This is a genomic window from Paenibacillus sp. FSL R5-0517, from assembly GCF_037974355.1.
Classification (GTDB): domain Bacteria; phylum Bacillota; class Bacilli; order Paenibacillales; family Paenibacillaceae; genus Paenibacillus.
On the sequence record NZ_CP150235.1, the window covers coordinates 1,808,248 to 1,834,134 of the forward strand.

Consider the following 25,887-nt stretch of genomic DNA (forward strand, 5'->3'; position numbering starts at 1 on the left):
TGATATTTACACGATAACGGAGAGGACAGAAAAAAACTGAAGAAGCGGAGCTAAAAGCTTTCTGCAAGAAAGCTGCTTCGGAAGCATACACTTCGCCTTTATCACTGGAGTTTCCCCGTTAATAAAGGGAATGAGAACAATCTGGGGATAACAGCGAGCGGAAGTTTATTCTGGCCGCGTAGTGGTCCAGTGTAAAAAAATCGTTTAACTATTCAGATAGAGAGATACAGGAGGCAGAGAAAGATGAACAAGTTACAAGAAGAACTGCAGGAGTTGTTACCACTCGATCAGTTTGAAGAGATGTCAGGTGAAGAAGTGGTGGGGAGTGTTGCCATGGACCTTTATCGGGCTGAATTCGCAACGATTCGAGAGAGTGGGCCGGAACTTCCGCAAGTATTGCGAGATATCATTCTAATCATCGATCTGGATACCGAGCTGTCCATGAACGGTATGACCGGTTTCCTTGAGAATGCCAGCGGGCAGTATCTGAGTGAGACGATAACAGCTATGGAACGGATCGGCAATGATGCAGATGCCGTGATCCTGAAGAAGATAGAGCAGATGTTGTCCGAAAGCGGCGTAACGAACGGGCAATTGCGAGATAATGTGAATGGCCTGTCTGAAGATGACATTACGACAAGCCTGCAAACGCATGGGGAACAGATTCATGAGGTATTGCAGGAGATTGAATTGGAAGCCGCGAATTTAAGCATGCAAGCAGATAACGAGGAAAGCTTCGACTTGCTGTATCAGTATGTGGATGCCAACAAAGGTCTGCTGAAAAAGGAGATGCAGCATTTCTTGTCTAATTGAATTGGGAATAGGGGGCGAAATGACAAACATGAACAAAAGATTAGCAACGGAATCCGTTCTGGTTACCCTGTTATTCATCATCGGTTTTGCAGCTTGGAATGTTGTGCAAGGCATGATCATGACCATGAATTACGCACCTGATCTGACAAACACCGCTTCTTCCGTTACCCCATTGCAATCCAAGGTTGCCTTTGGAACTATGGTTCGATGGGATACAACATCCATGATTATGGCTGTTGCCGGGTTCATTTTGCTCGCCGCTGCATATTACGGTCTTCGATCAGGAATGCAACGCTGGACACAGCGTTCCTGAAGGTGTGTCCTCGTAAGCTACATGTCTGTCCCATGTTCCTTACGCTGTCTTTGCACGGGGAGAACTTCGAAGCCTTATTATCCGGAAAACCAAAAAACCGTCCTTCATCAGATTTATCTGATAGAGGACGGTTTTATTTTTTCACAGACTACAGACTAGATATGTTTGGAAATAACCTCTTCCAGTCCTTGAGCGACAGAATGTGCACCTCGTGCCAGATGTCTTTCATACAGATGCAAGCGGACAAAACTTTCATCCGTCCCCATGGCTTCGGAGAATATTCCACTGAGCCCACGAGCACGGCGGTCGATCTGTAATAACAGTTCGAGCGAATCGCCCATTGGATAGAACAGGACTTCCAACTCATCCAGATGTCCACGGAACTTGTTTGTTGGTACATATTCGAATTCCTGCACAAATGGCAGATTTCCGCCAAGCTTCGGCGCATAGTCGTTGGTCACTTCACGCAGCTTGAAGCCAAGAATATCGATCGCATCGAGCACAGTATTCATGTCTTTGCTAGGAACAACATGCAGTCTGTCACGGTCTGATGGGTCCACCGCGCTTGAGATATCGAGCCCCGTTTCTACCCAAACTTCTGCACGATGCAGTGTAATTGGCAGATTTTCTGGCAGGTCAAATGAAAATTCTTTCTCCAATTTGGCTCCAGGCTGTAAAGTAAAACCTTCGGTGAGCAGGTATTTGGCGATAATGGCTGTTTCTTTTACTTTGCGATCATCGTGCTCCCGTATGTAATGGGTTTTGATTGAAAGATAGATTCGATCTACGTTCTGTTCCACATCTCCACCTTCAATGTACACAACCCCCGAGATGATTCCTCCAGGCGTGACTTCTGGGGTATGCAATTCCGTATTTACTTTGGCTGCTCCAACACCTACACTGGCTAACATTTTCTTGAAAAATGACATGCGCTCAACCTCCAGATCAGATGGTTTTATTATAGGCCATACATACGACTTCGACCTTAATACGGAAACTGGGAGAGAGGCGTTTCAAATTTTGGCAAAGATATTCGCATATTCAAACAGGAGATTCGCTTAGTCGATGTCGAATGTTAGATTAAAGGGATTTTTTGTCAGGAGATGAAGACAATTGAACACAGAATTTTCAGAACAGAAATATGGTGAGACCGGTGTCAAAACCAGCTTTGAGCAGATGGCAAATGGGGAACAGAAATATAAAATGATATCCGAAGATGGCAGTTATTATTGCAGAACCGTTGCTTCTTCCCAGGGAGCATGGCAAAACAGTCATGTACATATCAGTCTAACGGAGTTTTATGTGGTGCAATCCGGATGGATTGCTTATGCCAGTTATGGAGACGATCAGGTGTTTTCCATTCGAGTGATGCGTGAAGGAGAGCATATTATTGTCCAACCTGGAGTCCACCACAATATATACATGTCTGCACATAGCGCGATCCATACAATCAAACATGGATTGAATACATCCAGTGATTGGATGGCATCACCTGAGTTGGATAGGTTAACTCAATCTGTAACAGAGAAGGAGCTGCTCCAGAAGTATGATTAACCAGACGGGAGGCAGACAGATGCGTAAAAGAACAATATTGTGGATTACGGGAATAACGATCATATTCTTGGTGACTCTGCTCATCTATAGCTATGTTATTCCAAGTGTGAATGCCAAAGATGTTGTGATGGCAGGTACCATCAGGCAGATTGATACGGATGCAGTTGAGGTAGAGTTAGAGATAACGCGAAAAAGAGAAGACAAAGATCAACATATGGTGTATCCCGTTGTCCCGGGGTGGGGAGGAGCCACATTCACTGAAGAACAAGATAATGCGTGGTACGTGCCTTCGTCTGTTGGCAGCTCCTATCTTGATCAAGTCATTCTGGAAGAGTATCTGAAGGTGCAGGGGAAAACGAGGAAATCAGCTGAGAATCTGATAGGGTTTGCAATCCCTGATGAGATGGGGAGTTACAAGTTGAGGTTTACGCTCAGATCCTTGGATGGAACGACTCAACCGCTTGAAAATCCCATCGTGTATTATGTTCACAACGAGCAGTTGTTGGGGAAGGATCTAAGTTGGGTTACGGGTGAAAATCTGGAGATCATTAAGGAGTATGCAGAGTGATGAGTGTATACGAATCAAACGGAATCACCGTACGTTTCTTGGAAACAGAAGATGAACACCAGCTGGTGAAGTGGCTGACTGACCCGGAAGTCCTTCAATACTATGAAGGCCGTGATCGGCCGCATGATCTGGAGCAGGTAAGAGAGCATTTCTACAATCAGGATGATGATGCTACCCGTTGTATCGTTGAGTATGCAGGAAGTCCCATAGGATACATTCAGTTCTATAAGCTTGAGGAAGAAGAACGAACGGAGTATGGTTATGGAGACACGGATGAGATCATCTATGGAACGGATCAGTTCATTGGTGAGATAGATTATTGGAACAAAGGTATCGGAACATTGCTGGTGCAATCCATGCTAGCCTATCTCATTCATGAAAAACAAGCCCGTAAAGTGGTTATGGACCCTCAATCCTGGAACTTGCGAGCGATATCCTGTTATGAGAAATGTGGTTTTCAAAGGATTATGCTGTTGGAGAAACATGAGCTGCATGAAGGGCAGATGAGAGACTGCTGGCTCATGGAATATGCACGTTAGAATATTAAGAGCTATTTTCATCATACAAACAAGGAGGAATAATGGATGGACGAACGATTTCCGATAGGCCCATTTGTACACACGGGTGAAGTTACTTTGGCACAGCGGGAGAAGTGGATTCAGGACATTGCTGAGCTACCTGAACGCGCGCGAGAAGCGGTAAAGGGGCTGAGTGAAGAGCAATTAAGTCTGCCGTATCGAGAAGGTGGATGGATGCTCAAACAGGTCATTCACCACATGGCAGACAGCCATATGAACAGTATGATTCGTTTCAAGTTGGCACTGACCGAGGATACACCTACAATTCGACCGTATTATGAAGAGCGTTGGGCTGAACTGAGTGATTCAAGGGACCTGGATGTTGAGTTCTCACTTCAAATTCTGGATGCGCTCCATCGTCGGTGGGTGGTTCTGTTAAAGGCACTGACAGATGCGGATTATGCCAAACAATTCTATCATCCCTCATCGCAAGAAACGACGAGACTGGATTATAATCTGGGCATGTATGCTTGGCATGGCAAACACCATGTTGCTCATATTACATCGCTTCGAGATCGACTGGAAATTTAGTTAGGATAAATATCTTATTAAGGAGAATTTATTAATGACTGTACATATCAGATTATTAAATGAGAGTGATCCTGTAATCATATCCAAGGCGTTTCAGGAGCAGGGGTGGGGGAGATACGCTGAGCAGTATCTTCATTACTTGGCTGAACAACAGAATGGGGACCGTGTAACCTTGGTAGCGGAGTTGAATGGAGAATTTGCCGGATACGTGAATGTATTGTGGCATTCCAAATACCCTTCTTTCAGGGAACAAGGCATTCCCGAAATTAACGATTTTAATGTGCTGATCAAGTTCCAGCGCCAAGGTATTGGTTCACGGTTGATGGACCGCGCAGAGGAAGTTATTTCGGAACGAACGGATGTAGCAGGTATTGGTGTAGGTGTATTTTCCGATTATGGCAAAGCGCAAGTTTTATATGCCCATCGCGGATACATACCGGACGGTCATGGTGTTCACAGACACGATCATTACATTCAGCCAGGTGAAGAAACGATTATGGACGACGATGTTGTACTTTATCTTACGAAGAAATTAAGAGGCATACAATAAGTGTGAGTGATGTATACTGGTTTTTAAATATCGATTGTGTGTGACTGGCGTAAACGTGGAGTGAACCACGAGGAAGCACATATATTATATGCCGTACGCCTGGGCAAAGTGTTTGATCTTTTGATCAAACACTTTATTTATTATTCGGGTACGAGAGGACGGGTGGCGGCAATGAAAATGGCGTTTGTTTTATTTGATGGAATGACAAGCATGGATTTGGCTGGATTCTGTGAAGCTGTGATCTTTAAGGGGAGGGGGTGGCAAGATGACTATTCGTCTTTTTCAAACGATTGATCAGCCAGCAGTGCTGAAAATGATGACGGACCATCATTTTCAATTCCCTTCGTTTATACGCGAACAGTATCCTGCGCGCTGGGATTTATTTTTAAATATGATGGATGAACGGATCAGTGCTTATTATGTCATGGTTGACGAAGCAGATGTTGTCATAGGTCATGCTGGTTATATCTTTCAGCCTACGGTTAACCGATATGAAATCGTTGGCGTTGTTACGTGTAAATCACACCTTCGACAAGGTGTAGCACGTACACTAATTACTGAAATATGCATGAAAATAGCTGGATTTGGATGTAGTGATATCATGCTTTACACACTTGATCATGCAGAAAATGAAGCGGCGCTCGTATTTTATGAACGAATGAATTTTCAAAAGGAAGGTATCGATATGAATTATTATACCTCGGGGTTCCATAGGCTGGCTCTTGTCAAAACATTATAAGTAACTTCAAGAAATCCATTTTACTCAAAATCTGATCTTGATTTGTTAAGCTAATTTAACCTATCTGCATAGTGAAGGGGAAGCTCCTATTCTCCAAAGTAGGATCGCTACAACGGTCTGATCTGAAACTTCGATCAAAGCAGTGTAATGCCAAAGAAAGATAATGAAAAAGCTGTCCTGCATGTTATACTCTATTGGAAGTTGAGGAATGATAAGCAGGATGTTGAGAGATTAGATGATCAGAGGAGTGAATGATGCATGTTTAGCAAAGTCGGCCAAATTATGTTGTATGTCAACAATCAGGATGAATCACTAGCATTTTGGACGGAAGTTGCAGGATTCCACATTGTGGATGAAGTAAACCTCGACGAGGGCATGAGATGGATTGAGATTGCGCCTACCCCAGATTCGCAGACGAGCATTATTCTCCATGACAAAGAGTTTGTCGAGCGGATGTCGGCGGGTGTAAATCTGGGTACACCATCATTAATGTTCTTCACCGAAAATCTGGATCAACTATATGCTGACTTGTCTGGAAAACATGTAACGGTTGGAGAGATTGTCGAGATGCCAACGGGGCGTGTCTTCAACTTTGCTGATAACGAAAAAAATTACTTTGCAGTCTTGGAGCGGACGAAGTAAACTTCAACTAAAAACTACTACAATTGTAAGCGATCGACATCCAAGTCGGTCGTTTTTTTGTTGGAAAAATCTTATATTTCAGAGTAGAAAAATACAAGAAAAATAGAGGATTAATGGTTAAAAATGTTATAATAAAGTGTAGCTAATTTAATGAAAATTGACGAGAAATGAAGGGTATGAACTGAAGTTTCGGATGGAGGATTTAAGGAGGAATGTGGTAGTGGAAAAAACGATTAAAAGTGTACAGGATCTATATGATATGCTCGATGCAGACTTCAGATCTGCCAAGCAATTTTGGGAGCCTTTCTATGAGGACCGGAACAGACCCATACCCTTTTTCCCAAACAAACCGGATGAGAATCTGGTAGCACATGTGAACGCAGGTTTGCTTGCAGGTGGCAAGGCACTGGAACTGGGTTGTGGTCCAGGCAGAAATGCATTGTATTTGACCCGCCAAGGATATCAGGTAGATGCTTATGATCTTTCCAAGACAGCTATTGCCTGGGCTAAGGAGAGGGCGGCAGAAGAGCAACTGGACGTACATTTTGAATGTCGCTCCGTGTTCGAACTGGCCCCGCAGCAAGAATATGATCTTGTCTACGACTCGGGTTGTCTGCATCATCTGCTACCTCATCAGCGGATTCCTTACATAGAGATGATTCACCAAGCGCTCAAGCCCGGAGGATACTTTGGGATGAGCTGTTTTGCTCCTGGTTTTGGCGGTCAAGGTGGGCCGGAGAGCGTCATGGATGATTGGCAGGTATATCAAGAGAAGTCGATGAAAGGCGGACTGGCCTTTACGGAGGAAAAGCTCCGTTATTTACTGCAAGATCCATTTGAATGCGTGGAATTACGTCCTATGAAGGCGATGGGCCAGGATGAGAATTGTTTTGGATTACCCATTTTGTGGGTGACCATGTGGAGAAAACCTGGCGTGTAGTTATAGAGTTATAAAGTCATAGGGTGGAGTTTAACTAATACTGCATTGAGCGAGAGAAGGCGGGGGAATATGAGACAGAGGTATTTTATCATTACAGGTACATCCAAAGGAATTGGCAAACAGCTCGCGGAGTTGTTGTTAGCCAGGGGAGACTGGGTCTATGGCATTTCACGCGGGCATTCGCACGAGTTGGAATCAAGCGAGGAATGGAGCGGGCGTTACCATCATGTTCAGTACGATCTAGCCGACCTGACGGGGATTGATGATATGGTTACACATGTATTGGACAAAATCCGTTCTCAGGAAGCTGATTGCATTGGACTCATTAATAATGCAGCGATGCTGGAGCCTCTAGGACCCATAGAACAATGCAGTGCGGCAGAGATAAGTCAGAGTCTTAACATCAGTCTTGCAGCGCCAATGATACTGAGCTCATCTTTTATTCAACAAACCAATCACCTGTCCGCCAGACGTAAAATTGTTAATCTCTCATCGGGTTCGGGAAGTTATCCCGCGCCTTCAATGGCAGTGTACTGTACATCCAAAGCAGGCCTGAACATGTTCACCCAATGCGTATCTTTGGAGCAAACGGGTCAACAGAATCCTGTTGAGATCATTGCTTTTGATCCGGGGATGGTCGATACAGAGTTACAGGCTGCTGCACGAGGCAAAAGTACAGAGGAGTTTGCGCTTGCAGGCATGTTCAATCAAGTGTATGAAGCAGGCCAATTAAGATCGCCACGAGACGTCGCGATACAGTTGATCGAGCGGATGGATGGACACAATCAACCTTAGAAGAACAGAAACGTGGTGAACTCTCTTGTTTAAAATTATGCTCATTGAAGACGACGAATCGTTATTTAATGAAATCAAGGAACGGTTATCCCAATGGTCGTATGACGTGTATGGTGTGCAGGACTTTGGCAAGGTATTGCAGGAGTATAGCGTAATTCAGCCGCAATTGGTCATTATTGATATTCAGTTGCCCCAATATGACGGGTTCCATTGGTGTCGGATCATTCGTTCGCATTCCAATGTGCCGATTATCTTTTTGTCCTCACGGGATCATCCTGCGGATATGGTCATGTCTATGCATTTGGGTGCAGACGATTTTATCCAGAAGCCGTTTCACTTCGATGTATTGATTGCCAAGATTCAGGCAACTCTGCGGAGGGTGTACAACTACAATACAGAGCATATTGAACTCCGGACTTGGCGCGGTGCTGCAATTGAATATGTGAAAAATACACTCACTTGCGGGGATGAATCTGTTTTGTTAACCAAAAATGAGATGTTCATCCTTAAAGTGCTGGTGGAGCACAAAAATCAGATCGTTACCCGTGAGGATCTCATCCGGAGCTTGTGGGATTACGAGCATTTCGTGAGTGACAATACGCTGACGGTTAACGTTAATCGGTTACGGAAGAAGCTTGAACCCATCGGCTTGGAGCGATACATTGAAACCAAGGTAGGTCAGGGGTACATGGCAACGGAAGAGGCAGAAGCATGATCGGTAAGTACATACGAGAAAGGGCTAGTTGGTTATGTCTACTGGTAAGCATACAACTTATTATTTTATTGGTAGCTTACCTGGACTCGTCCATTCCATTCCAATCTGTGGTGTATATCGTAGTGCTGAATGTGGTGGTCTGTCTTGTTTTTATCTGGGCGAGATATCTGAAAGAGACTCGTTTCTATAAAAAGTTGAGCACCTGGGATCAAACTTATAATCTGGGAGAACTCGATATCGCCGATAGTCCATATGAGCAGATCGTACATGAGGCCCTCAGTTCCCAGACACAGCGATATCGTAAGGAGTCGTCACATCATTTTATCGCTTTGGAACAGGAGAAGGACGAGATGTTGTCCTGGATTCATGAGGTGAAGACCCCACTGACTGCGTTGCAACTGATGATCGAGCGCTTGCCAGATGATAAGCTACAGAGCCAAATGACATATGAATGGTTACGAATCCATCAGTTGCTGGATCAGCAGCTTCATCAGAAGCGGATTCCGTTCATGCATAATGATCTGTTCATCGAAGAGACGGAATTTGAACCGATATTGAATAGTGAGATTCGAGCACTGAGATCGTGGTGCATATCCAAGGGGATTGGCTTTGATGTGTCGTTGATGGTATCGCGTGTGCTCACAGACAGCAAATGGTTAGGCTTCATCCTCCGGCAGTTGTTGAGCAATGCGGTGAAATATAGCGATTCATCGGACATCCTCATTGAAAGTCGGGAACAGGATGGACATGTCATACTGATGATTAAGGATCACGGGCGAGGGATTGAGGCTCAGGATCTGCCGCGTATATTTGATAAAGGATTTACGTCTACCCGAGGCAGAATGGATGGAGCGGCGACTGGGATGGGGCTGTATCTGGTTTGTCAGGTGGTCCCAACCCTTCATATGCGCATTCATGTAGAGTCTTCTCCTGGCGAGGGCACTACCGTCACACTTACTTTTCCGCGAAAGAACGACATGGTGCATCTTGCAGGCGTGTGACAATAATGTCACATGCTTTTTGGTTTTGTTCGGTGAATCACACGATAACACTGCACATCCCGCCTATGATATAGACATGGGCATTTTGCAGAAGTTCAAAGAGGAGTGAGTGGGATATGTGGATACTGGAAGCCAAAAAAATTCATAAAGTCTATGGTAATAAACTGAATAAACAGGAAGTGCTGAAGGGGATTGATCTCGGGGTAAGCAAGGGAGAGTTTGTCGGTATTATGGGGCCATCGGGTTCGGGTAAAACGACACTGCTTAATGTACTTTCCTCCATCGATCGGGTGAGCCAGGGCACGATTGATATTGAGGGCAAGGAATTCACCGGAATGAAGGAGAAACAGCTGGCTGAGTTCCGCAAACATCATCTGGGCTTTATTTTTCAGGAATATAATCTGCTGGATACCCTTACGGTGAAGGAAAATGTATTATTGCCGCTCTCGATCACAAGTATTCCAAAACAGGAGGCACACCAGAAGTTTGAACAGATTGCCAATGAACTGGGCATCTACGAATTGAAGGACAAGTATCCATCTGAGATTTCAGGTGGGCAGAAGCAGCGGACTTCAGCAGCACGAGCATTTGTCCATGAGCCAAGTATCATCTTTGCGGATGAGCCAACCGGAGCGCTTGATTCCAAGTCTGCCTCCGATCTGCTCGGCAAGTTAAGTGAGATGAACAGTACCCGAAAGGCAACCATTATTATGGTTACCCATGATCCGGTTGCTGCAAGTTATTGCAGCAGAGTGATCTTCATTCGAGACGGTCAGATCTACACCCAGCTGAATAAAGGAGACGAGTCCCGGCAATCGTTCTTTAATGACATTATCAAAACCCAGGGCGTATTGGGTGGTGTACAGCAATGAGCTTGAATTATATTATCTTCCGTAATTTAAGGAAAAACTTGAAGAATTATTATCTCTATGTATTTACGCTTGTGTTCAGTGTGGCTTTGTATTTTTCCTTTGTGACGTTACAGTATGATCCTTCCATGGATGAGGTAGCTGCTTCAACAAAAGGTGCGGCAGCCATAGGCGCATCTTCGGTGTTATTAATCGGTATTGTCGGTATTTTTCTGCTATATGCCAATACCATTTTTATTAAGCGACGCAGCAAAGAAATTGGATTATTTCAATTGATTGGACTGACGAAGGGCAGAATTTTTGGTGTTTTGAGCGCCGAGAACAGTATCCTTTATTTTGGCTCCATGGCCATTGGTGTGTTGATTGGTTTTCTTGCGTCCAAGCTTGTATTGATGATATTGTTCAAAATTCTCGGTGTGGATGCGATTACCAAACTGTACTTTTCTCCGATGGCACTGCTGCAAACGGTGATCGTCTTTACGATCATGTATCTGCTCATTATGCTGATGAATTATATCTTTATCAAGCGCCAGAGTATTCTCGCGCTCTTTCGGGTGTCATCCACTTCGGAGCAGCAGGTGCAGAAGATGTCGTTTGGACAGATGATTGTTGGCGTCTTGGGCATTGCCCTGATTGTGTATGGATACTTCGTGTCTGCTCGGCTGTTCAGTGGCGAGGCAATGGATATGCAGCAGTTGATGTATACGATGATCCTGATTCTGTTCTCGGTCATACTGGGGACATACCTGTTCTATAAGGGGTCGGTAAGTTTTATCTTTAATCTGGTTCGCAAAAGCAAAAACGGCTACCTATCTATTCATGAGGTGTTATCGTTATCTTCAATCATGTTCCGCATGAAGTCTAATGCCCTGCTGCTCACGATTATTACAACCGTATCTGCGCTTGCGATTGGCATGTTGTCACTCAGTTACATTTCATATTATTCGGCAGAAGCTCAGGCCAAGGAAAGTTTGCCGGAGGATTTCTCTTTTGCTCAGGAGGATGTGAAAAGTCGTTTTGTAGCGGAGTTGGAACACAAACAGATTGCTTATGAAGAGAAGCATAGAGAGCCTATTTATATTGAAATTGATGCACAAGAAGTGATGGATGACTCCATGACGGAACAATACCTGTTCAGTAGTGTACTGAGTGACAGTATGGTAGATAACATTGATGTGCAAGCAGGTGAAGTGGTCTTCATGGGATATGGAAATGCCATTCAGCAGTTAATTTCCATTCAGGAGAAAGGTCCAATCGTCTTGCACGGGTTGAAACATAGGCTGGCACAACAACTTATCGGAACAACTAAACAAGGCGTCCTTCCCACGTACTATACTAGGGGCACGCCTGTAGCGGTCGTGGATGAGACGGTATATCAGCAACTGAAGCAGGATATCGATCCCGAGCTGCAGAAAGTCGAGTGGGCTGACTACTATGGTGTACGTATTGTGAACGAGGGGCAGGCTGAAGATGCCTATGCCGTATATAAGGAGCAGCAGTTGGAAGCCCCAAGTTTCTCCCAGGTTGAGTTCAGAAATAACCAACGTAACACGATGGGCCTAATTATGTTCATTGTTGGATTCCTCGGTTTGACGTTTTTAATTACATCAGGATGTATCCTGTACTTTAAACAAATGAATGAGAGTGAAGAGGAGAAGGGCAATTATACCATTCTGCGAAAGCTCGGATTTACGCAAGGCAATCTGTTGCGTGGCATTCAGATCAAGCAGTTGTTTAACTTCGGTATTCCACTCATGGTAGGATTGAGCCATAGTTATTTTGCCGTGAAATCAGGTTGGTTTTTCTTTGGCACGGAGCTGGCGACACCTACGGTCATTGTCATGATTGTCTATACATTGTTATATTCGATCTTTGGTCTGTTGTCCGTGTGGTATTATAAACGGGTAATTAAGGAAGCTTTGTAGAATTGGGATCAGGCGTATGCGGATTTAACAAAAATAGTTTGAGTAAAGGGCAGCTGTAATATATACAGACTGTTCTTTTTTCTTTTTCTAAGTATATTACCTCGTAAAAAAAGGATGATAATGGAATTGAGTCGAAATGATGATAGAATCACGGAATCTGATCCACGGATAACATTTGAATCGAGGAGAGGTGATGTTCAATGAATTATGCAAATAAAATCACGTTGGCAAGAATTGCGTTGATTCCATTGTTTATGCTCTGTTTCCTTAATCAGAGTAGCTTTTTGTTTGCAATAATTATATTTGCAGTAGCGGCAGGTACGGATAAATTGGATGGGTATGTGGCGAGAAAATATAATCAAATCACGAATCTGGGGAAGCTTCTTGATCCGCTGGCGGATAAACTGTTGATTGCGGTAGCGTTAATCCTGATGGTTCAGGAAAATATGATCAGTTCATGGATTGCTGTAATCATTATTGGGCGTGAAATAGTTATTACAGCTTTACGAATGGTGGCAACGGAGCAGGGCATTGCTCTTGCAGCCGATCGATATGGCAAGATCAAAATGGTGCTTCAGGTGGCAGCGATTATTGCAATTTTGTTGAACAATGTTTCGTTCAGTTTGCTGACTGAGGTTCGGGTTGACCTAGTTCTATTATGGCTGGCGGCAGGTGTTACGCTGTTATCGGGATTGAATTATATTGTAATGAACTATCAGTTGCTTCGGACAGAAAAATAGAAGAGCCAATCGGATAATGGTTGATAATCCGAATGTTACCCTGTACTTCATGTACAGGGGTTGTTTGTCGTTGATTTCCGTTCAAAAATATGTGGGGCATAGTCATGGTTCCTTGTATACTTAGAATATCTGAATATACATAAAATGAATCGGAAAACAGGCACAACGGTGCTGATTCAGGAGGATCTCATGCAACAGGAACATACCGCTGGTCACCACGGGGACTGGCTTCAATTTATGATTTTAACAACCAAACTGGAACTTCCACCTTTGCCAGCGGACACAATGGAACGTCCACGGCTAAGTTTGCAACACGAAGAATTGTTCCAATCCAAAGTCACGTTGTTGACTGCCCCGGCGGGTTCAGGGAAGTCAACACTTTTAGGTAGCTGGGTGAGAAGTGCAGCTATTCATGCAGCCTGTGTCTGCCTGGATGATAAAGATCAGGACCCGCTTCAGTTTTGGCTCTACATTATTCATGCACTGGATCGCGTGAGTAAGGGTCTCTGCGGGGATGTACTGCCGCATTTTTTGCAACGGTACCCGGTAGATCCCAGGTCGGCATTGATATTATTGCTGAACCGTGTTGCCCAGACCAATCAACATGCGCTACTCATTCTGGATGACTATCATGCAGTTACCCAGCCGGAGATTCATGAACAGATGCAGTACTTTATTGAAAATCTTCCGCTATCCATTCATCTGGTCCTGTCTAGTCGCACATATCCTCCGTTCATGCTTGAAAAGATGCGTCTGAGAGGTGAGTTGAAGCAATTTACACTTCAGGAACTGGCATTTACGCCAGAAGAGGGCATTGAATTTTGCCAAGAGATCATGCATCTGGATATTACCGGGGGAGATGCGCGTGGATGGGTACAGCAGACAGAGGGTTGGGCTGCCGGTTTGAAGCTGCTCGCTTTATCTCACGCATGGGGTGGAAACGCTTCGGTCAGCCCTATGAATTCGATATCATCACCTCTGTCTCGTGAAGATTATGGAACAACTGGCGAGAGAACGATTTCGGATTACTTGCTCGAAGAGGTATTCCAGCGTCAGTCACCGCAAATGCAGCAATTTCTTCTCCGAACAGCGATCACGAGAAGAATGAACAGCAGTCTATGTAAGGTATTAAGTAATATGCAGGAAGCTCCGCAATTGTTAAGGCAACTGGAGAAGGAGCATCTTTTTCTTGTTCCACTTGATCGGGAAGCACACTGGTATCGTTATCATCATTTGTTCTCTGCATTTCTAAAGCGTGAACTGGATCGTTGTGGCACAGAACAAGTAAATGAATTACATGCTCTTGCTGCAGTTTGGTATGAGCAACAAGGGTACACGGCTGAAGCGTTGGATCATTATATTCTCGGACAGCATATGCAGGATGCAGCGAGACTGCTTGAAGAGTTGTTTGCCCATTTTATTATGGGAGAGTGGTGGACGCTCCGGCGATACTTTGATGTTGTGCCACTGGAGATCGTGAAATCACGTCCCAAATTATATATGTCTTATCTGTTCCTTGTTGCACGTGAAATGCCTTATGGACAGATGGTGAAGCAACTTGATGAACTGGAACATGTGATCCGGGTGCATCTTCAAGGGCAGCTGGAACCAGAGATTATCGGGTATTTGTTGCAAGTTATATGTGTAATGCGAGCTTATATGGCCTATCTGAACAGAGATTTGGAGGGGTTGGCTCATTATTTGGTGTCCTATATTGATCAGGGATATCCTGATGATATTGCCTTTCAGTATATGGACTATGACCGGAGAGAGAGTATGCGCCTGCGCAGCTTTCATGGTGTTAATGGCTACTTGAGGCGTGGGGAAGCTTGCTTCGGGGCGATTACGGAACGTTGGTATGCTGAACATGCCTACGTGACGTCCTATTACGGTGTTGGATATGGTGAGATTTTAATGGAACAGGATCGAATTACAGAAGCGATAAGTTATGCGGACCGAGCGCTTGAAGTGGCTTTGCAGATCAAGGTGGCTGCGCTGCTCGTTCCTGCGTATGTACTCAAGGCCAGACTTGAACTTACAATGGGCCGACCTGAAGAAGGTTTGAAACTGCTTCAGCAGGTCTTGGGTGTATTATCTGTGAAGGACATGGAATACTGGCAGCCAGTACTGGAAGCACATCAACACCGAATTTTAATTGAAATGAGTCCAGTGGAATCGTCCCATACCATTCTGACTAAGCCTGCAAACGAAGGAGATGCAGCTGTTGAGATCAGCTGTGATCAGATCTTTCGATCCATGGTTCGCATACGTGCGATGATCATCCTTGAACAGTATGATCATGCACGAGAGGAATTGAGACGAATCCGTAAACTGGCTGAAGAACGGGACTTGCTTGCTGAACAGGTAGAGTGTGCTCTGCTAGAGTCAATCATGCTGCAAAAGCAGGCATCTACAGATGCCGGTGTTGTGGCGTTATCCCGTGCTCTGGTGCTGGGAGGACCCGAAGGGTATATCCGTTCATTTGTTGCTGAAGGTGAACAGATAAAGCGGCTGCTACAGGACTACCTGTCTCTGCGTCGCACGAAGGCAATACACGATGATGGTGTGAAAATGGCTTATGTGAAACAGTTATTGTCTGCTTTCGCAAGAGACAAACGGTTAAGAGGCCTCTCATCTGTAGGAGAGGCGAAGCTGGATACAAAGGAAGTGGGACTCAGCCCGATGGAGCAAAAAATATTCGGTCACATCGCAGAGGGCATGACCAGCAAACAGATTGCTGCCGAGTTTGGCATTTCACCTGGAACCGTTAATACACACATTCGCCGAGTGTTCGCGAAGTTGGGTGCGAGTAGTCGTACTCATGCTGTACAGATTGCGGAGCAACGGGGATTGTTATGATGTAGTGAAACGATGTCTACTCTTTTGTAGACTGTTTTCGAGTTAAGGTCTCTCCTACAATGAAGATAATCAAATAACGCTGACGAGTCTTTGCTGACACCAGAGTTATGTTCACGTGGGAGGTAACGTTAAGAGATGTCAACACGAATAACCAAACGTAAAGTTCATACGAAAAATAAGATCCGTAAGGTCTCGCCTTATTGGGCAGCCCTTCTGTCTTTATCTGTCATTTCTGTTCCCGGGACAGTGCATGCAGCGACTGATGCAGTAAACATTCGGGATTTGCAGCAGGCAGCACCATGGGCCAAGCAAGCTATTGAAAGGGCTGCCGAGCAACAGATGATTCTGGCGGACAAAGCAGGGAATTTCAATCCGAGCGCAACGTTAACAAGAGGCGACCTTGCGTATACGCTGGCTCAACTATTGGAGTTGAACGTGTTGTCCTCAGTCCAGCTTCCAGATCTGTTATTCAGGGATCTGGATCATAACGCTGAGAATGGAACCTATATTCATGCCCTTCAAGTGGCAGGAATTATGAATGGTTATCCCGATGGTACGTTTCGTCCTGCCGGTCTGGTAACGAGGGAAGAGCTGGCAACGACAATTATTCGGGCTCTGAAGGCTAAAGGATATGATCAAACATTAAATTTGACCAAAGAGTTGTCATTTAAGGATACTTCCGATATTAGTGCCTGGGCATTGCCTAGTGTACAACAGGCTGTTGAATTGGGAATCTTGAAAGGGGACAATGGAAACTTTGCGCCGAAGCGTTCTACCTCCAGACAGGAAATGGCTGTGATCGCACTACGCACAACTGAAGTCATTCAAGTGCTTGATGAAGCTGCGAAACAAGGGGGTACCAACTCGGAATCCAATCCTGATGAGCCAGGAAAGGGAATTGAGGTGCAGGGTACAACTTCAGGCGGCAATAGCGCAGGAAACGCAAACAGTAATTCCGGGGTGACACCAGGGAATGGAACTGGAAGTACGGGTGGAGGAGGTGGATCTGCGCCAACTACGCCAACTACGCCAACGAATCCTTCCACTCCGTCCAATCCAGGTACGGGGAACAGGGCGCCACTGGTTAGTAGTGGCGGTTTGCCTGATCAGGAACTTACACTAGATCATGCCCCATTGGACTTGGATGTCTCCACGTATTTTAGTGATCCAGATGGTGATGAATTGCAATTCAGTGTCATAACCGGAGATGCAACCATCGTTTCCTCTACTGTCGTAGAAAAAGTGATTCGACTTGTTCCACAGGCTGCTGGAGAAACAACGTTGACGATCAAAGCAGCTGACGTCCAGGGTGCCAGTGTCACGGCACAACTCAACGTTAAGGTACAGGCCAATACGATAAGTCGTCAATTTCCTGATCCATATTTGGCTGGAGCTATTGCGTATTGGTTGCAAAAGGATGTGGATGATCCACTGACCAAAGATGAATTGGTGGAAGCTCTCATTCAGACCAATGGAGGATTGTATGCCAGAAATGCGGGCATTTCCGATCTGACAGGTGTCGAGATCTTCAAAGGGCTGAACGTAACTGAAATCGACCTCTCCGGAAATGAAATAAGCAAAGCAGATGCCTCTGGATTTGATCGCTTGAATTGGCTTGATTTATCCGGTAACGAACTTACGCAAATTAATGTGACAGGACTGGATCAGCTGGAGTATCTGAATCTTGCGAATAATCGACTTGCTTTATTGGATGTGAGCGGACTAGACTCCTTGCAAGAACTGGATATGAACAGTAATGAGCTTGTTCATTTACCCGTTGGAATTGCTGGATTACCTGATCTGCAATATCTGGATGTGAGTAACAATCCCATAACACTGAGAGAAGAGCCTGACTTCACACTGCATCACACGTTGCTGCAACGTTTGGACAGGTATGACTTCGATGATGCGTCTCCTGTATTGGTAGAGGCACCTGCGGGTAATACCGCTTATGTTCATGGGGATGAGGTTGAGATTGACCTGTCCTTTATGTTTGAGGATGAAGATGACGTTAGATCAACTCTCACACTAGAGGCTGACTCCCCTGATCCACAACTGGCAGATGTCAGAATGATTGGACAGAAACTATACGTTACTGCACTGGGGACGAGTAGTGAGCCTATTCGGATTGAGGTGAAAGCTACCGACCCTCTGGGCAGAACCGGTGTAGGTCACGTGTACGTTGATCTGAGAGGAATAGAGTAGCGTAACTTAGAACAGCATATGTGAACTAATGCAAGTTACATCAACGTGCCTTCCTATATGGAAGGTTCGTTGTTTTTATTTTGTGTGAGATAACTTTATGTTAAAATATGCAAGAAATGAATGAGGCTGTGAGTAATGATGATAGGGGAGAAGAGGATGTCTAAAGGAAATATCAACCCGAGTACTTCAGAGGATTCAGATTATATTCGCCAGCAACTTATTGCATTTAATGCTGCACATGTGGGCGCGGAATTAAGGCATCGTTACGCGGAGTTGAATTTCAATATCAAAAATGAGACTGGCGAGATTGTTGCAGGTGTGATTAGTACACTTTGCTGGAACTGGCTGGAGGTTGATATTCTCTGGGTTGATTCTGAACAGCGGCATCGGGGATATGGTTCACAGTTGTTGCTTAAAGTTGAGCGAATTGCACGAGAGAAATCTTGTGATTTTGTCATGTTAAATACCTTTTCCTATCAAGCACCAGAATTTTACAAGAAGCACGGATACCAATTGATCACAACGATCGAGAATGCACCGACTGGACACAGTCATTATTATTTTAAGAAGGACCTCACGTAAGAGAACATACGCGAAATAGGATAAAATCAGGAGGATGACGATGGTTACCATTAAAGAAATCGGACTTGAAGACTTACCATCACTAAGCCAGCTATACAATGAGTTGATGGGAACGCCTACCAATGAGCAGCAGATGAAAAAGATGTTCCATTACATACAGCAGAATCCCCATTATCATGTGCTTGGTGCGTTTTACAATGGCAAACTGGTTGGGTCCGTTATGGGGATTGAGTGTATGGATCTGGTGGGTCCATGCAAACCATTCATGGTTGTGGAGAATGTGATTGTATCGGATCAGGTGCGCAGGCAGGGCATTGGGCAGAGATTGATGCTCCAGATTGAGCGTATTGCCAAAGATCTGGGTTGTGGTTACATGATTCTGGTGTCTGGCGATCAGCGCAAGGAAGCGCATATATTTTATGAGAAGCTGGGTTTCAAGGATGAGAAGGTTCAGGGTTACCGGAAGCATCTTTAAAAAACCATTCAAGAGGTTGTTCAAAAAGTGCAATTTTGATTACGAAGAATGCCTGGTGGCATCTCAGCATCGAATATGGAATTCAGCCGAAATGTCCGTTGCTCACGTAGTTTTCTCTACGCTCTGCTACTCCATTTCTAGCTTCATCCCATCTTCTTGGTACTGAAAACCGCACTTTTTGAACACATAATTCAAGTGAGAATTTTTTACACAAGTGGAAGGATTACTTAAGGAATATGGCGAATAAGGCATAGTCTTAACAAATGAAACGAATAAGAGGGAGGCACTCTCGTGCTCAAAAAATGGGCTAATGTTTTCATGATTCTGAGCCTGGTATTCGCCGTATGTTCCCCAACCTCCTATGCTGCCGCCAAAACGGTTAAGGTCACCGTGACGTTGGTGAGCGCAGAGCTTGTCGAGAACAACTCTGTCGGTAATGAATGGGCCATCGGAGCAAGTGTGAATGGCAAAGTTCTGGAAGAGGGTTCATCGGTCACCTTAAATCTGAAGTCTACAGGTACGTTGAAACTGGAGGCCGTCGCTGAAGAACAGGACAAAATTCCCGATTACGGGAGTAAAAGTACCAACGTCAAACTATCTTCGTTCTCCAAGTCAACCAACAAGACGCTTTCTGTGGTGGTGACCGAGAACAGAGGTCGGTATTCTGGTAACACAGCGACTTGGGCGTTCAAATTTAAGATTAGCAAGAAGTGAATAGGTACCAAACGTGTGATAAAAGGGAGCCGAGCTCTCTTTTTTTATGTGTAAATAATTGGTGATCTGAAGGATGATAACGTTTCGAGCTACGCTGATCTTTGTTAAACTAATGAAAGTATCAGATCAAAATTTAAGATGAAATATTCAAAATAATACATAGGAGGTTAACACAATCATGCGTATCGTAGATAACATTAAAGTCTGGGGGGAGCCGCTGGAGAACGCCGTAAGTCAGGCGGTGACTTGCTCGCAATATGGAGATGTCTTGGGTGTGGCTCTGATGGCCGACCACCACAAAGGTTACTCGCAACCCATCGGTGGGGTTGTCGCTTATCGGAATATGATCAGTCCGTCAGGTGTCGGATATGATATTGCCTGTGGTAACAAGGCTGTGCGCACCAACCTGATGTGGGATGATATTCGGGATCAGATTGTGACGATTATGGATGACATCAATTCGAATATATCTTTCGGCGTGGGTCGTAACAATCCAACACCCGTGGATCATGAACTGTTCGACGACGCGAGCTGGAAGCTGTTTGATACCATTGAACCGGGATTACAGCATAAGCTGAAGACGCTCGCACGCAACCAACTTGGAACCGTAGGCAGTGGCAATCATTTCGTGGATATTTTTGTAGAAGAGGCCACGGGAAAGGTGTGGATCGCGAATCATTTTGGCAGCCGCGGGTTCGGTCACAAAGTGGCGAGTGGGTTCCTTAACCTTGCCGCAGGGCGTCAGTTCAGTGGCAAAGCGCCGGGTGAATCCATGGATCAACCGCCTACGTTGTTTAACCTGAACAGCGAAATGGGTGATATGTATTGGGATGGAATGACTCTGGCGGGCAGATACGCTTATGCAGGACGTGATTATGTCATTGAACAGGTGCTTGGAATTCTCGGGGCAAATGCTGAATACACCGTACATAACCATCACAACTTTGCCTGGAAAGAACAGCATATGGGTGAAGAGGTCGTCGTGGTTCGCAAAGGTGCAACGCCACTGGCACCTGGGCAGCTCGGTTTTGTCGGAGGTAGTATGGGTGATATCTCGGTGATTGTGGAGGGGATCCACAGTGAAGAAAATACCGAGTCATTCCGCAGCACCGTGCATGGGGCAGGGCGCACGATGAGCCGAACCCAGGCGGCTGGCAAAATGAATTACAAGCTGCGCACACGCATGGGCGGTGAGATTAGCGAAGCACAGATGCATGAGGCGATTCGTGCTTACGGCGTTGAACTGCGGGGAGCGGGCACGGACGAAAGTCCGTTTGTGTATAAGAAACTGCAAGACGTACTGAACGCACATGCGAATACGCTGAAAATCAACCATGTGCTACGTCCCGTTGGTGTCGCCATGGCCGGAGGTAATGAATTCGATCCGTATAAGGATTAGTCATATATGTTCAACTGAACATTTACACGATAACGGAGAGGGTGGACTTCATGAGAAATTGTGCAATATACAGCTCTCAGTTTGACCTGGATCAGCTGTTTGAAGTGATTCAATCCATTTATCCTGAGGGTACGATTAAACGCAGGGAAGACAAGACCCATATTCAAGTGACTCAGAAAAAATGGCTGAGTAAAAAAACCAAAGGTTTTAATATCATGACCAGCCAGACACATCCTGAGGAATTTACGACCATGATTCAGGGGATGCTTGGATTTTTGAGTCAGATTGAGGGGCGCAATGCTTCGCTCCAGGAAAAGGTATTGATTAAATGTTCCACACTGAACATGGTGATTGGTATTGAGACAGAAGAGGATATCTCGGAAGAATTCTTCGGCGAATTGCTGCGCTTGGCGGATGCTCTGGATGCCGTCATTTTCTGGGGAGGAGGATCTCTGCTGAATGCACATGGCCAGTTATTGCTGGACGTGAATGGAGAATCTGAGGTGGAGGATTACACGGTGACAGCGCACACCAGTTTCCTGGACGATGCTGGAACCCAGACAGAGTCTGCAATTCAACGTAAAGCCCGTTCAGAGCAACGGTTGACGGAACAAGGCATTCCTTATAATGCGAACTTGCCTGCAAGGGCCGGAGAAGAGCACACCACCATTCGGAGTAAAGAGGAAGTCGCGCGCCGTGCGGTAGCCTTGTGTCTTGCCGCGCTTAAGGGAGAGTGTCTGGGAGCAGGCGAAAGCGCGGAGGATACCGCAGCTCTGGTTCAGGAAGTGATCGACAAGTATGAGGCTGAATCCGTTTTTTCACCCGTAGAGAAGAGGTTTATCGACCAACACGGAGCGGAGCAGCGGGAGATCATCGCCTTCTCTTGGGGATATGAAGCGTACCACGTGATGTTGTGGGCGCTTGGTTATGTGGAGGAATTGGGTGCACCAACGGTGTTGTGTAACGTAGGGAAGGATGTCGGTTATTTGCAACAGAAGGACAGCTTTGCCGACTTTCTCTCCGATGCATCTCTGCGTAGCAAGAGCGAGATTCTGGATGAAGCAGATCTGATCTACCGTTATAACTGGGTGTGTGTGGATAGTCGTGTCAATGACAAAACACCTCCCGCTGGCTTGAATGGTGGAGTGGCTTATGAACGTCACCGTGCTTTGAACTGGCTGATCTGTTATCTGGATCAGGAGTGGGATGATGTGCGTACAGATACGTAGAACACAACATACAACAATGCAAATACCCCGATAGCCGCTCAAATACGGTTAAAGGGGTGTTTGGCGTGTGGTTCTGTGTGGACACAAACTTTATTCCATGCATGCTTCAATATGTGTATTCACACATATTTACCACCATATATTCTGCTTTTATCCGCTATGCCTGCCGAACTGTTCACGGATGATGACGTCAGCAAGAATCAACTTTTTCTCGACGTTGCTTTCTGGATTCGCTATGCGCCATAACATCTGATCCACCGCACGCGCACCGAGCAATTCCTTGTTCACATTGACTGTAGCCAGTAATGGGATATGGTCGTATAGATTATCAAATCCCGTGACAACGCACTGATCGGGTACACGAATCCCCATACTCTCAAGGGCTTCTATGGTATATAGCCCATAAAAGTCATTCGCACATACAAACACTTCAGGCAGATTATCCTCATGGATTACCGAAGTGAACGTCTGGCGGAACTCATCCAATGCCTGATTGCTCAGCTCGGGAATCTGACTTATTTCCATCCCATGGCCCATAAGTACAGAAGTGTATGCAATCCAGCGTTCATAGAAGCTTTGAGCATCCCCGATATTTCCAACGAACTGGAAAGTTTTGAAGCCCTTGCGGAGCAAATAGAGCATGATCTCCCGCATGGATGCAAAGTTATCGGTGAATATGCTATCACTGTGAAAAACAGGGTCCAGATGATCGACCATTACAACCGGAATACTGAGCCGCTTGATTTCAAGCAGAATCGGGGTCGAGATCGAGCCAACGGTAATGATTCCACGAATGGCATCCGGGTTGAGTAGGGTGAATAGCTGGTCTGCGGATGGTTCCGTCAAGGTTAGAATATTAATGCCTTTTTGGTTCAGCTTGGAAGAAATCCCGTTAAAGACGGGTCCCCAGTATACGGAGTCCTGATTTTGGTATCGAACATTGGGAAACAAAATTAAGATGGTACCGCTTGAACGTGTGTTTTTCGAGTCATGTGATGATTCACTGTTGTGAGACAGTTCACCAGACAAGAGGCTGTTATCTTTGAAATACCCAAGTTTGCCAGCGGCCTTGAGAATGACATCCCTCGTCTGATCGCTGACTCCCGATTTTCCAGATAAAGCTCGTGACACCGCGAATTTCGACAAACCTGTAAAATGTGCAATCTCCTGAATTGTTACCTTCGTTTTCATCATACCATCCTTACACTCGTAATTCTGCCGTATTCCTTGTTTGGAGCGATATCCAACTGATTCTAGTATAGCATGATGTATTTCTCTTAATCTAATAACGGACAGAGAATTCAAAATGTTAGAGAAGCACAGCATTTCAGGATACGCAATCCACGTGAAGATAAGCACATTTTCAGATAGAATGACGAATTTTGTCTGTAAAATTATTATTTTGTTATTATTTAAAAATAACAAAATAATAAAAGTTATATTTATGGTTTTAATAAGGTGTACTTAGGAACAAGGATTTTAGTAAGTGTAAAAACAGGGTTTTAACCATATTATCAGCATTTTATCAGAATAAATAGAAAATGTTAACAATAAAAATGTTGACGCTTACATTTTGCTGTGTTAAATTTTGTTTGTCAAAAACAAACGATAAAATAACAAATGGTGGTGATTGTTTATTTTTTGATTGGTTTCTGAGTGGGGTTAGCGATTTAGGGTGAACCATGATTGGTATACACATTCGGGGAGGTTGTTAAAAACATGATTAGAAGATGGAATGTTGTACCTCTGATGTTATTGGCCGTGATGCTTTTTGTATCCGCTTGCAGTGGTGGGGGGACAGCACAGACGGGAAGCGAAACAGAGGGAACAACGAACTCAGGTAACAGCACCGAAGTCGCTGAAACAGAGAAAGAGGACGTAGTGGAAGAAGCTGTGGCAAATGTGCCTGATCTGGGTGGACGTGTCATCAAGGTTGCTGCCTGGTGGGATCTGAAACCGGCGGGAGAGACCGCCTCCGATAAGGCCAGACTCGATAAAATTGCAGAGGTCGAGAAGAAATACAACGTAAAACTGGAGTTCGTCAACGTACCTTTCGAAGAATACATGAACAAATTTACCACGTCTGCACTGGCCGGCGAACCATTCGCCGACATCGTTCAGATGGAATACAAATCCGCACTACCCGCCATCCTCAAAGGGCAACTGTTGCCCCTCTCCGAATTCACTACACCTGAGAACAACATCAACCAGGAAGCAAACCTGATCACAAAGTTTCCTGCTATTGCAGGCAATGAATATGCCTTCGAATCACCAACCAGCATTGGTCTGGGACTTCACTATAACCGAGACTTGTTCAAGAAACTGTCATTACCTGATCCACAAGAATTGTATAACCAGGGCGAATGGGATTGGGACAAATTCATGGAACTCGCCAAGCAGGCAACCAAAGATACCAATAATGACGGCAAAACAGATGTATATGGATTTTCTGGCTGGGCCCTTGATGTCGTTCGCCATTTTACCGCTGCAAATGGTGGAACCATCGTGGATGATGCCAATAGCAAGGAAGGATTATCTGATCCGAAAACGATTGAAGCAACCGAATTCGTTAAACGCCTGTATAACGTGGAAAACGTCGTGAAGGTCAAAACCGGTGACAAAACCAACTGGGAGGAGAGCAACACTTTTAAGGATGGAGACGTTGCTCTGTTCACTGCTGCTGAATGGCAGTTGGGCGATCTCACCTTTGCTGTCGGTGTTGTACCCATTCCGAATGGGCCACAGGGCAGCAAAGAGGTAACGTATGCAAACAACGCGGCATCGGCAAAATTCATTCCAAAAGGTGTGGAGGATCCAAAGATCGTCTACCAAATCTATGAAGAGACCTTCGACATCCCGCAGATCGAAGAGTATCCAGGTCAGGACTATCTGGAAAGTCGTTATACCGACGAGAAGGATATTGCCATCATTCGCGAGCACATCGCTGGAACAGGCCGTATCTTGCTGGATGATGCCTACACGGGATACCCTTTCGGGGATTTTGTGAACGATATCATCAAGGACAATGCTTCCGTCACAGCAACAGCTGAGAAATACAAAGCACAGGCACAAGCTGCCATTGATAAACTCGGCAAACAATAACAACACTTATCACCAGCAAACGATTCAGGCAGGGGCTCGTGTCGGCAAT

26 protein-coding genes and 1 riboswitch are annotated in these 25,887 nt (G+C 45.2%); of the genes, 24 read left to right on the top strand and 2 right to left on the bottom strand.

Annotated features, from left to right (window positions below; genetic code table 11):
* The first annotated feature begins 243 nt into the window (after positions 1-243).
* Both MKX40_RS08115 and MKX40_RS08120 read left to right on the top strand, forming a co-directional pair.
* Positions 244-813: a hypothetical protein gene (locus MKX40_RS08115; RefSeq protein ID WP_339240681.1), complete on the top strand. Its 570-nt coding sequence runs from the start codon at positions 244-246 to the stop codon at positions 811-813.
* A gap of 28 nt (positions 814-841) precedes the next feature.
* Positions 842-1,126, top strand: coding sequence for a hypothetical protein (locus tag MKX40_RS08120; protein ID WP_339240683.1), 285 nt, complete (start codon positions 842-844; stop codon positions 1,124-1,126).
* 155 nt (positions 1,127-1,281) lie between these two features.
* Here MKX40_RS08120 and MKX40_RS08125 read toward each other — a convergent pair whose 3' ends face one another.
* Positions 1,282-2,055 carry a sporulation protein gene (locus tag MKX40_RS08125; protein WP_339240684.1) on the bottom strand — a complete coding sequence of 258 codons (774 nt, stop codon included), beginning with the start codon at positions 2,053-2,055 and terminating at the stop codon, positions 1,282-1,284.
* 184 nt (positions 2,056-2,239) lie between these two features.
* Here MKX40_RS08125 and MKX40_RS08130 point away from each other — a divergent pair, with 184 nt between their 5' ends.
* From MKX40_RS08130 to MKX40_RS08230, 21 genes are all read left to right on the top strand, one after another.
* Positions 2,240-2,680: a cupin domain-containing protein gene (locus MKX40_RS08130; protein WP_339240685.1), complete on the top strand. Its 441-nt coding sequence runs from the start codon at positions 2,240-2,242 to the stop codon at positions 2,678-2,680.
* A gap of 19 nt (positions 2,681-2,699) precedes the next feature.
* Positions 2,700-3,248: a hypothetical protein gene (locus MKX40_RS08135; RefSeq protein WP_339240686.1), complete on the top strand. Its 549-nt coding sequence runs from the start codon at positions 2,700-2,702 to the stop codon at positions 3,246-3,248.
* Positions 3,248-3,787: a GNAT family N-acetyltransferase gene (locus MKX40_RS08140; RefSeq protein WP_339240687.1), complete on the top strand. Its 540-nt coding sequence runs from the start codon at positions 3,248-3,250 to the stop codon at positions 3,785-3,787. The genes MKX40_RS08135 and MKX40_RS08140 overlap by 1 nt, the downstream gene beginning before the upstream one ends.
* Before the next feature lie 45 nt (positions 3,788-3,832).
* Positions 3,833-4,357, top strand: coding sequence for a YfiT family bacillithiol transferase (locus tag MKX40_RS08145; RefSeq protein WP_339240688.1), 525 nt, complete (start codon positions 3,833-3,835; stop codon positions 4,355-4,357).
* 34 nt (positions 4,358-4,391) lie between these two features.
* On the top strand, positions 4,392-4,907 hold the full coding sequence (locus tag MKX40_RS08150) for a GNAT family N-acetyltransferase (RefSeq protein WP_339240689.1): 516 nt from the start codon (positions 4,392-4,394) through the stop codon (positions 4,905-4,907).
* Between the two features lie 30 nt (positions 4,908-4,937).
* A riboswitch (ZMP/ZTP riboswitch) is annotated at positions 4,938-5,019 on the top strand.
* Between the two features lie 153 nt (positions 5,020-5,172).
* Positions 5,173-5,646: a GNAT family N-acetyltransferase gene (locus tag MKX40_RS08155; protein ID WP_339240691.1), complete on the top strand. Its 474-nt coding sequence runs from the start codon at positions 5,173-5,175 to the stop codon at positions 5,644-5,646.
* A 258-nt stretch (positions 5,647-5,904) separates the two neighbouring features.
* Complete coding sequence (locus tag MKX40_RS08160) at positions 5,905-6,288, top strand: VOC family protein (RefSeq protein WP_339240692.1); 384 nt, start codon at positions 5,905-5,907, stop codon at positions 6,286-6,288.
* Positions 6,289-6,508: 220 nt separating this feature from the next.
* Positions 6,509-7,228 carry a class I SAM-dependent methyltransferase gene (locus MKX40_RS08165; RefSeq protein ID WP_339240693.1) on the top strand — a complete coding sequence of 240 codons (720 nt, stop codon included), beginning with the start codon at positions 6,509-6,511 and terminating at the stop codon, positions 7,226-7,228.
* A 69-nt stretch (positions 7,229-7,297) separates the two neighbouring features.
* Positions 7,298-8,023, top strand: a complete 726-nt coding sequence (locus tag MKX40_RS08170) for an SDR family NAD(P)-dependent oxidoreductase (protein ID WP_339240695.1) — start codon at positions 7,298-7,300, stop codon at positions 8,021-8,023.
* A gap of 25 nt (positions 8,024-8,048) precedes the next feature.
* Complete coding sequence (locus tag MKX40_RS08175) at positions 8,049-8,738, top strand: response regulator transcription factor (protein ID WP_339240696.1); 690 nt, start codon at positions 8,049-8,051, stop codon at positions 8,736-8,738.
* Positions 8,735-9,739, top strand: a complete 1,005-nt coding sequence (locus MKX40_RS08180; protein ID WP_339240698.1) for a sensor histidine kinase — start codon at positions 8,735-8,737, stop codon at positions 9,737-9,739. The genes MKX40_RS08175 and MKX40_RS08180 overlap by 4 nt, the downstream gene beginning before the upstream one ends.
* Positions 9,740-9,855: 116 nt before the next feature.
* Complete coding sequence (locus tag MKX40_RS08185) at positions 9,856-10,611, top strand: ABC transporter ATP-binding protein (protein ID WP_339240699.1); 756 nt, start codon at positions 9,856-9,858, stop codon at positions 10,609-10,611.
* Complete coding sequence (locus MKX40_RS08190) at positions 10,608-12,533, top strand: ABC transporter permease (protein WP_339240701.1); 1,926 nt, start codon at positions 10,608-10,610, stop codon at positions 12,531-12,533. Before MKX40_RS08185 ends, MKX40_RS08190 begins: the two co-directional genes overlap by 4 nt.
* Before the next feature lie 200 nt (positions 12,534-12,733).
* Positions 12,734-13,273, top strand: coding sequence for a CDP-diacylglycerol--glycerol-3-phosphate 3-phosphatidyltransferase (gene pgsA / locus MKX40_RS08195; protein ID WP_339240703.1), 540 nt, complete (start codon positions 12,734-12,736; stop codon positions 13,271-13,273).
* A 189-nt stretch (positions 13,274-13,462) separates the two neighbouring features.
* Positions 13,463-16,132 carry a LuxR C-terminal-related transcriptional regulator gene (locus MKX40_RS08200; protein WP_339240705.1) on the top strand — a complete coding sequence of 890 codons (2,670 nt, stop codon included), beginning with the start codon at positions 13,463-13,465 and terminating at the stop codon, positions 16,130-16,132.
* Positions 16,133-16,267: 135 nt separating this feature from the next.
* Positions 16,268-18,337 (top strand): S-layer homology domain-containing protein, encoded by a 2,070-nt coding sequence (locus MKX40_RS08205; protein WP_339240707.1) that lies wholly within the window; start codon positions 16,268-16,270, stop codon positions 18,335-18,337.
* Between the two features lie 156 nt (positions 18,338-18,493).
* Positions 18,494-18,919 (top strand): GNAT family N-acetyltransferase, encoded by a 426-nt coding sequence (locus tag MKX40_RS08210; RefSeq protein ID WP_339240709.1) that lies wholly within the window; start codon positions 18,494-18,496, stop codon positions 18,917-18,919.
* A 40-nt stretch (positions 18,920-18,959) separates the two neighbouring features.
* Positions 18,960-19,394: a GNAT family N-acetyltransferase gene (locus tag MKX40_RS08215; protein ID WP_339240711.1), complete on the top strand. Its 435-nt coding sequence runs from the start codon at positions 18,960-18,962 to the stop codon at positions 19,392-19,394.
* A gap of 291 nt (positions 19,395-19,685) precedes the next feature.
* Positions 19,686-20,108, top strand: coding sequence for a hypothetical protein (locus MKX40_RS08220; protein WP_339240714.1), 423 nt, complete (start codon positions 19,686-19,688; stop codon positions 20,106-20,108).
* 178 nt (positions 20,109-20,286) lie between these two features.
* Positions 20,287-21,507 (top strand): RtcB family protein, encoded by a 1,221-nt coding sequence (locus MKX40_RS08225; protein WP_339240715.1) that lies wholly within the window; start codon positions 20,287-20,289, stop codon positions 21,505-21,507.
* Between the two features lie 50 nt (positions 21,508-21,557).
* Positions 21,558-22,736, top strand: coding sequence for a DUF4272 domain-containing protein (locus tag MKX40_RS08230; protein WP_339240717.1), 1,179 nt, complete (start codon positions 21,558-21,560; stop codon positions 22,734-22,736).
* A gap of 150 nt (positions 22,737-22,886) precedes the next feature.
* On the opposite strand, the gene MKX40_RS08235 is transcribed toward MKX40_RS08230, so the two are convergent.
* Positions 22,887-23,930 (bottom strand): LacI family DNA-binding transcriptional regulator, encoded by a 1,044-nt coding sequence (locus MKX40_RS08235; protein ID WP_339240718.1) that lies wholly within the window; start codon positions 23,928-23,930, stop codon positions 22,887-22,889.
* A 525-nt stretch (positions 23,931-24,455) separates the two neighbouring features.
* Between MKX40_RS08235 and MKX40_RS08240 the strand changes: the two genes are divergently transcribed.
* On the top strand, positions 24,456-25,838 hold the full coding sequence (locus tag MKX40_RS08240) for an extracellular solute-binding protein (protein WP_339240719.1): 1,383 nt from the start codon (positions 24,456-24,458) through the stop codon (positions 25,836-25,838).
* Positions 25,839-25,887: the final 49 nt, after the last annotated feature.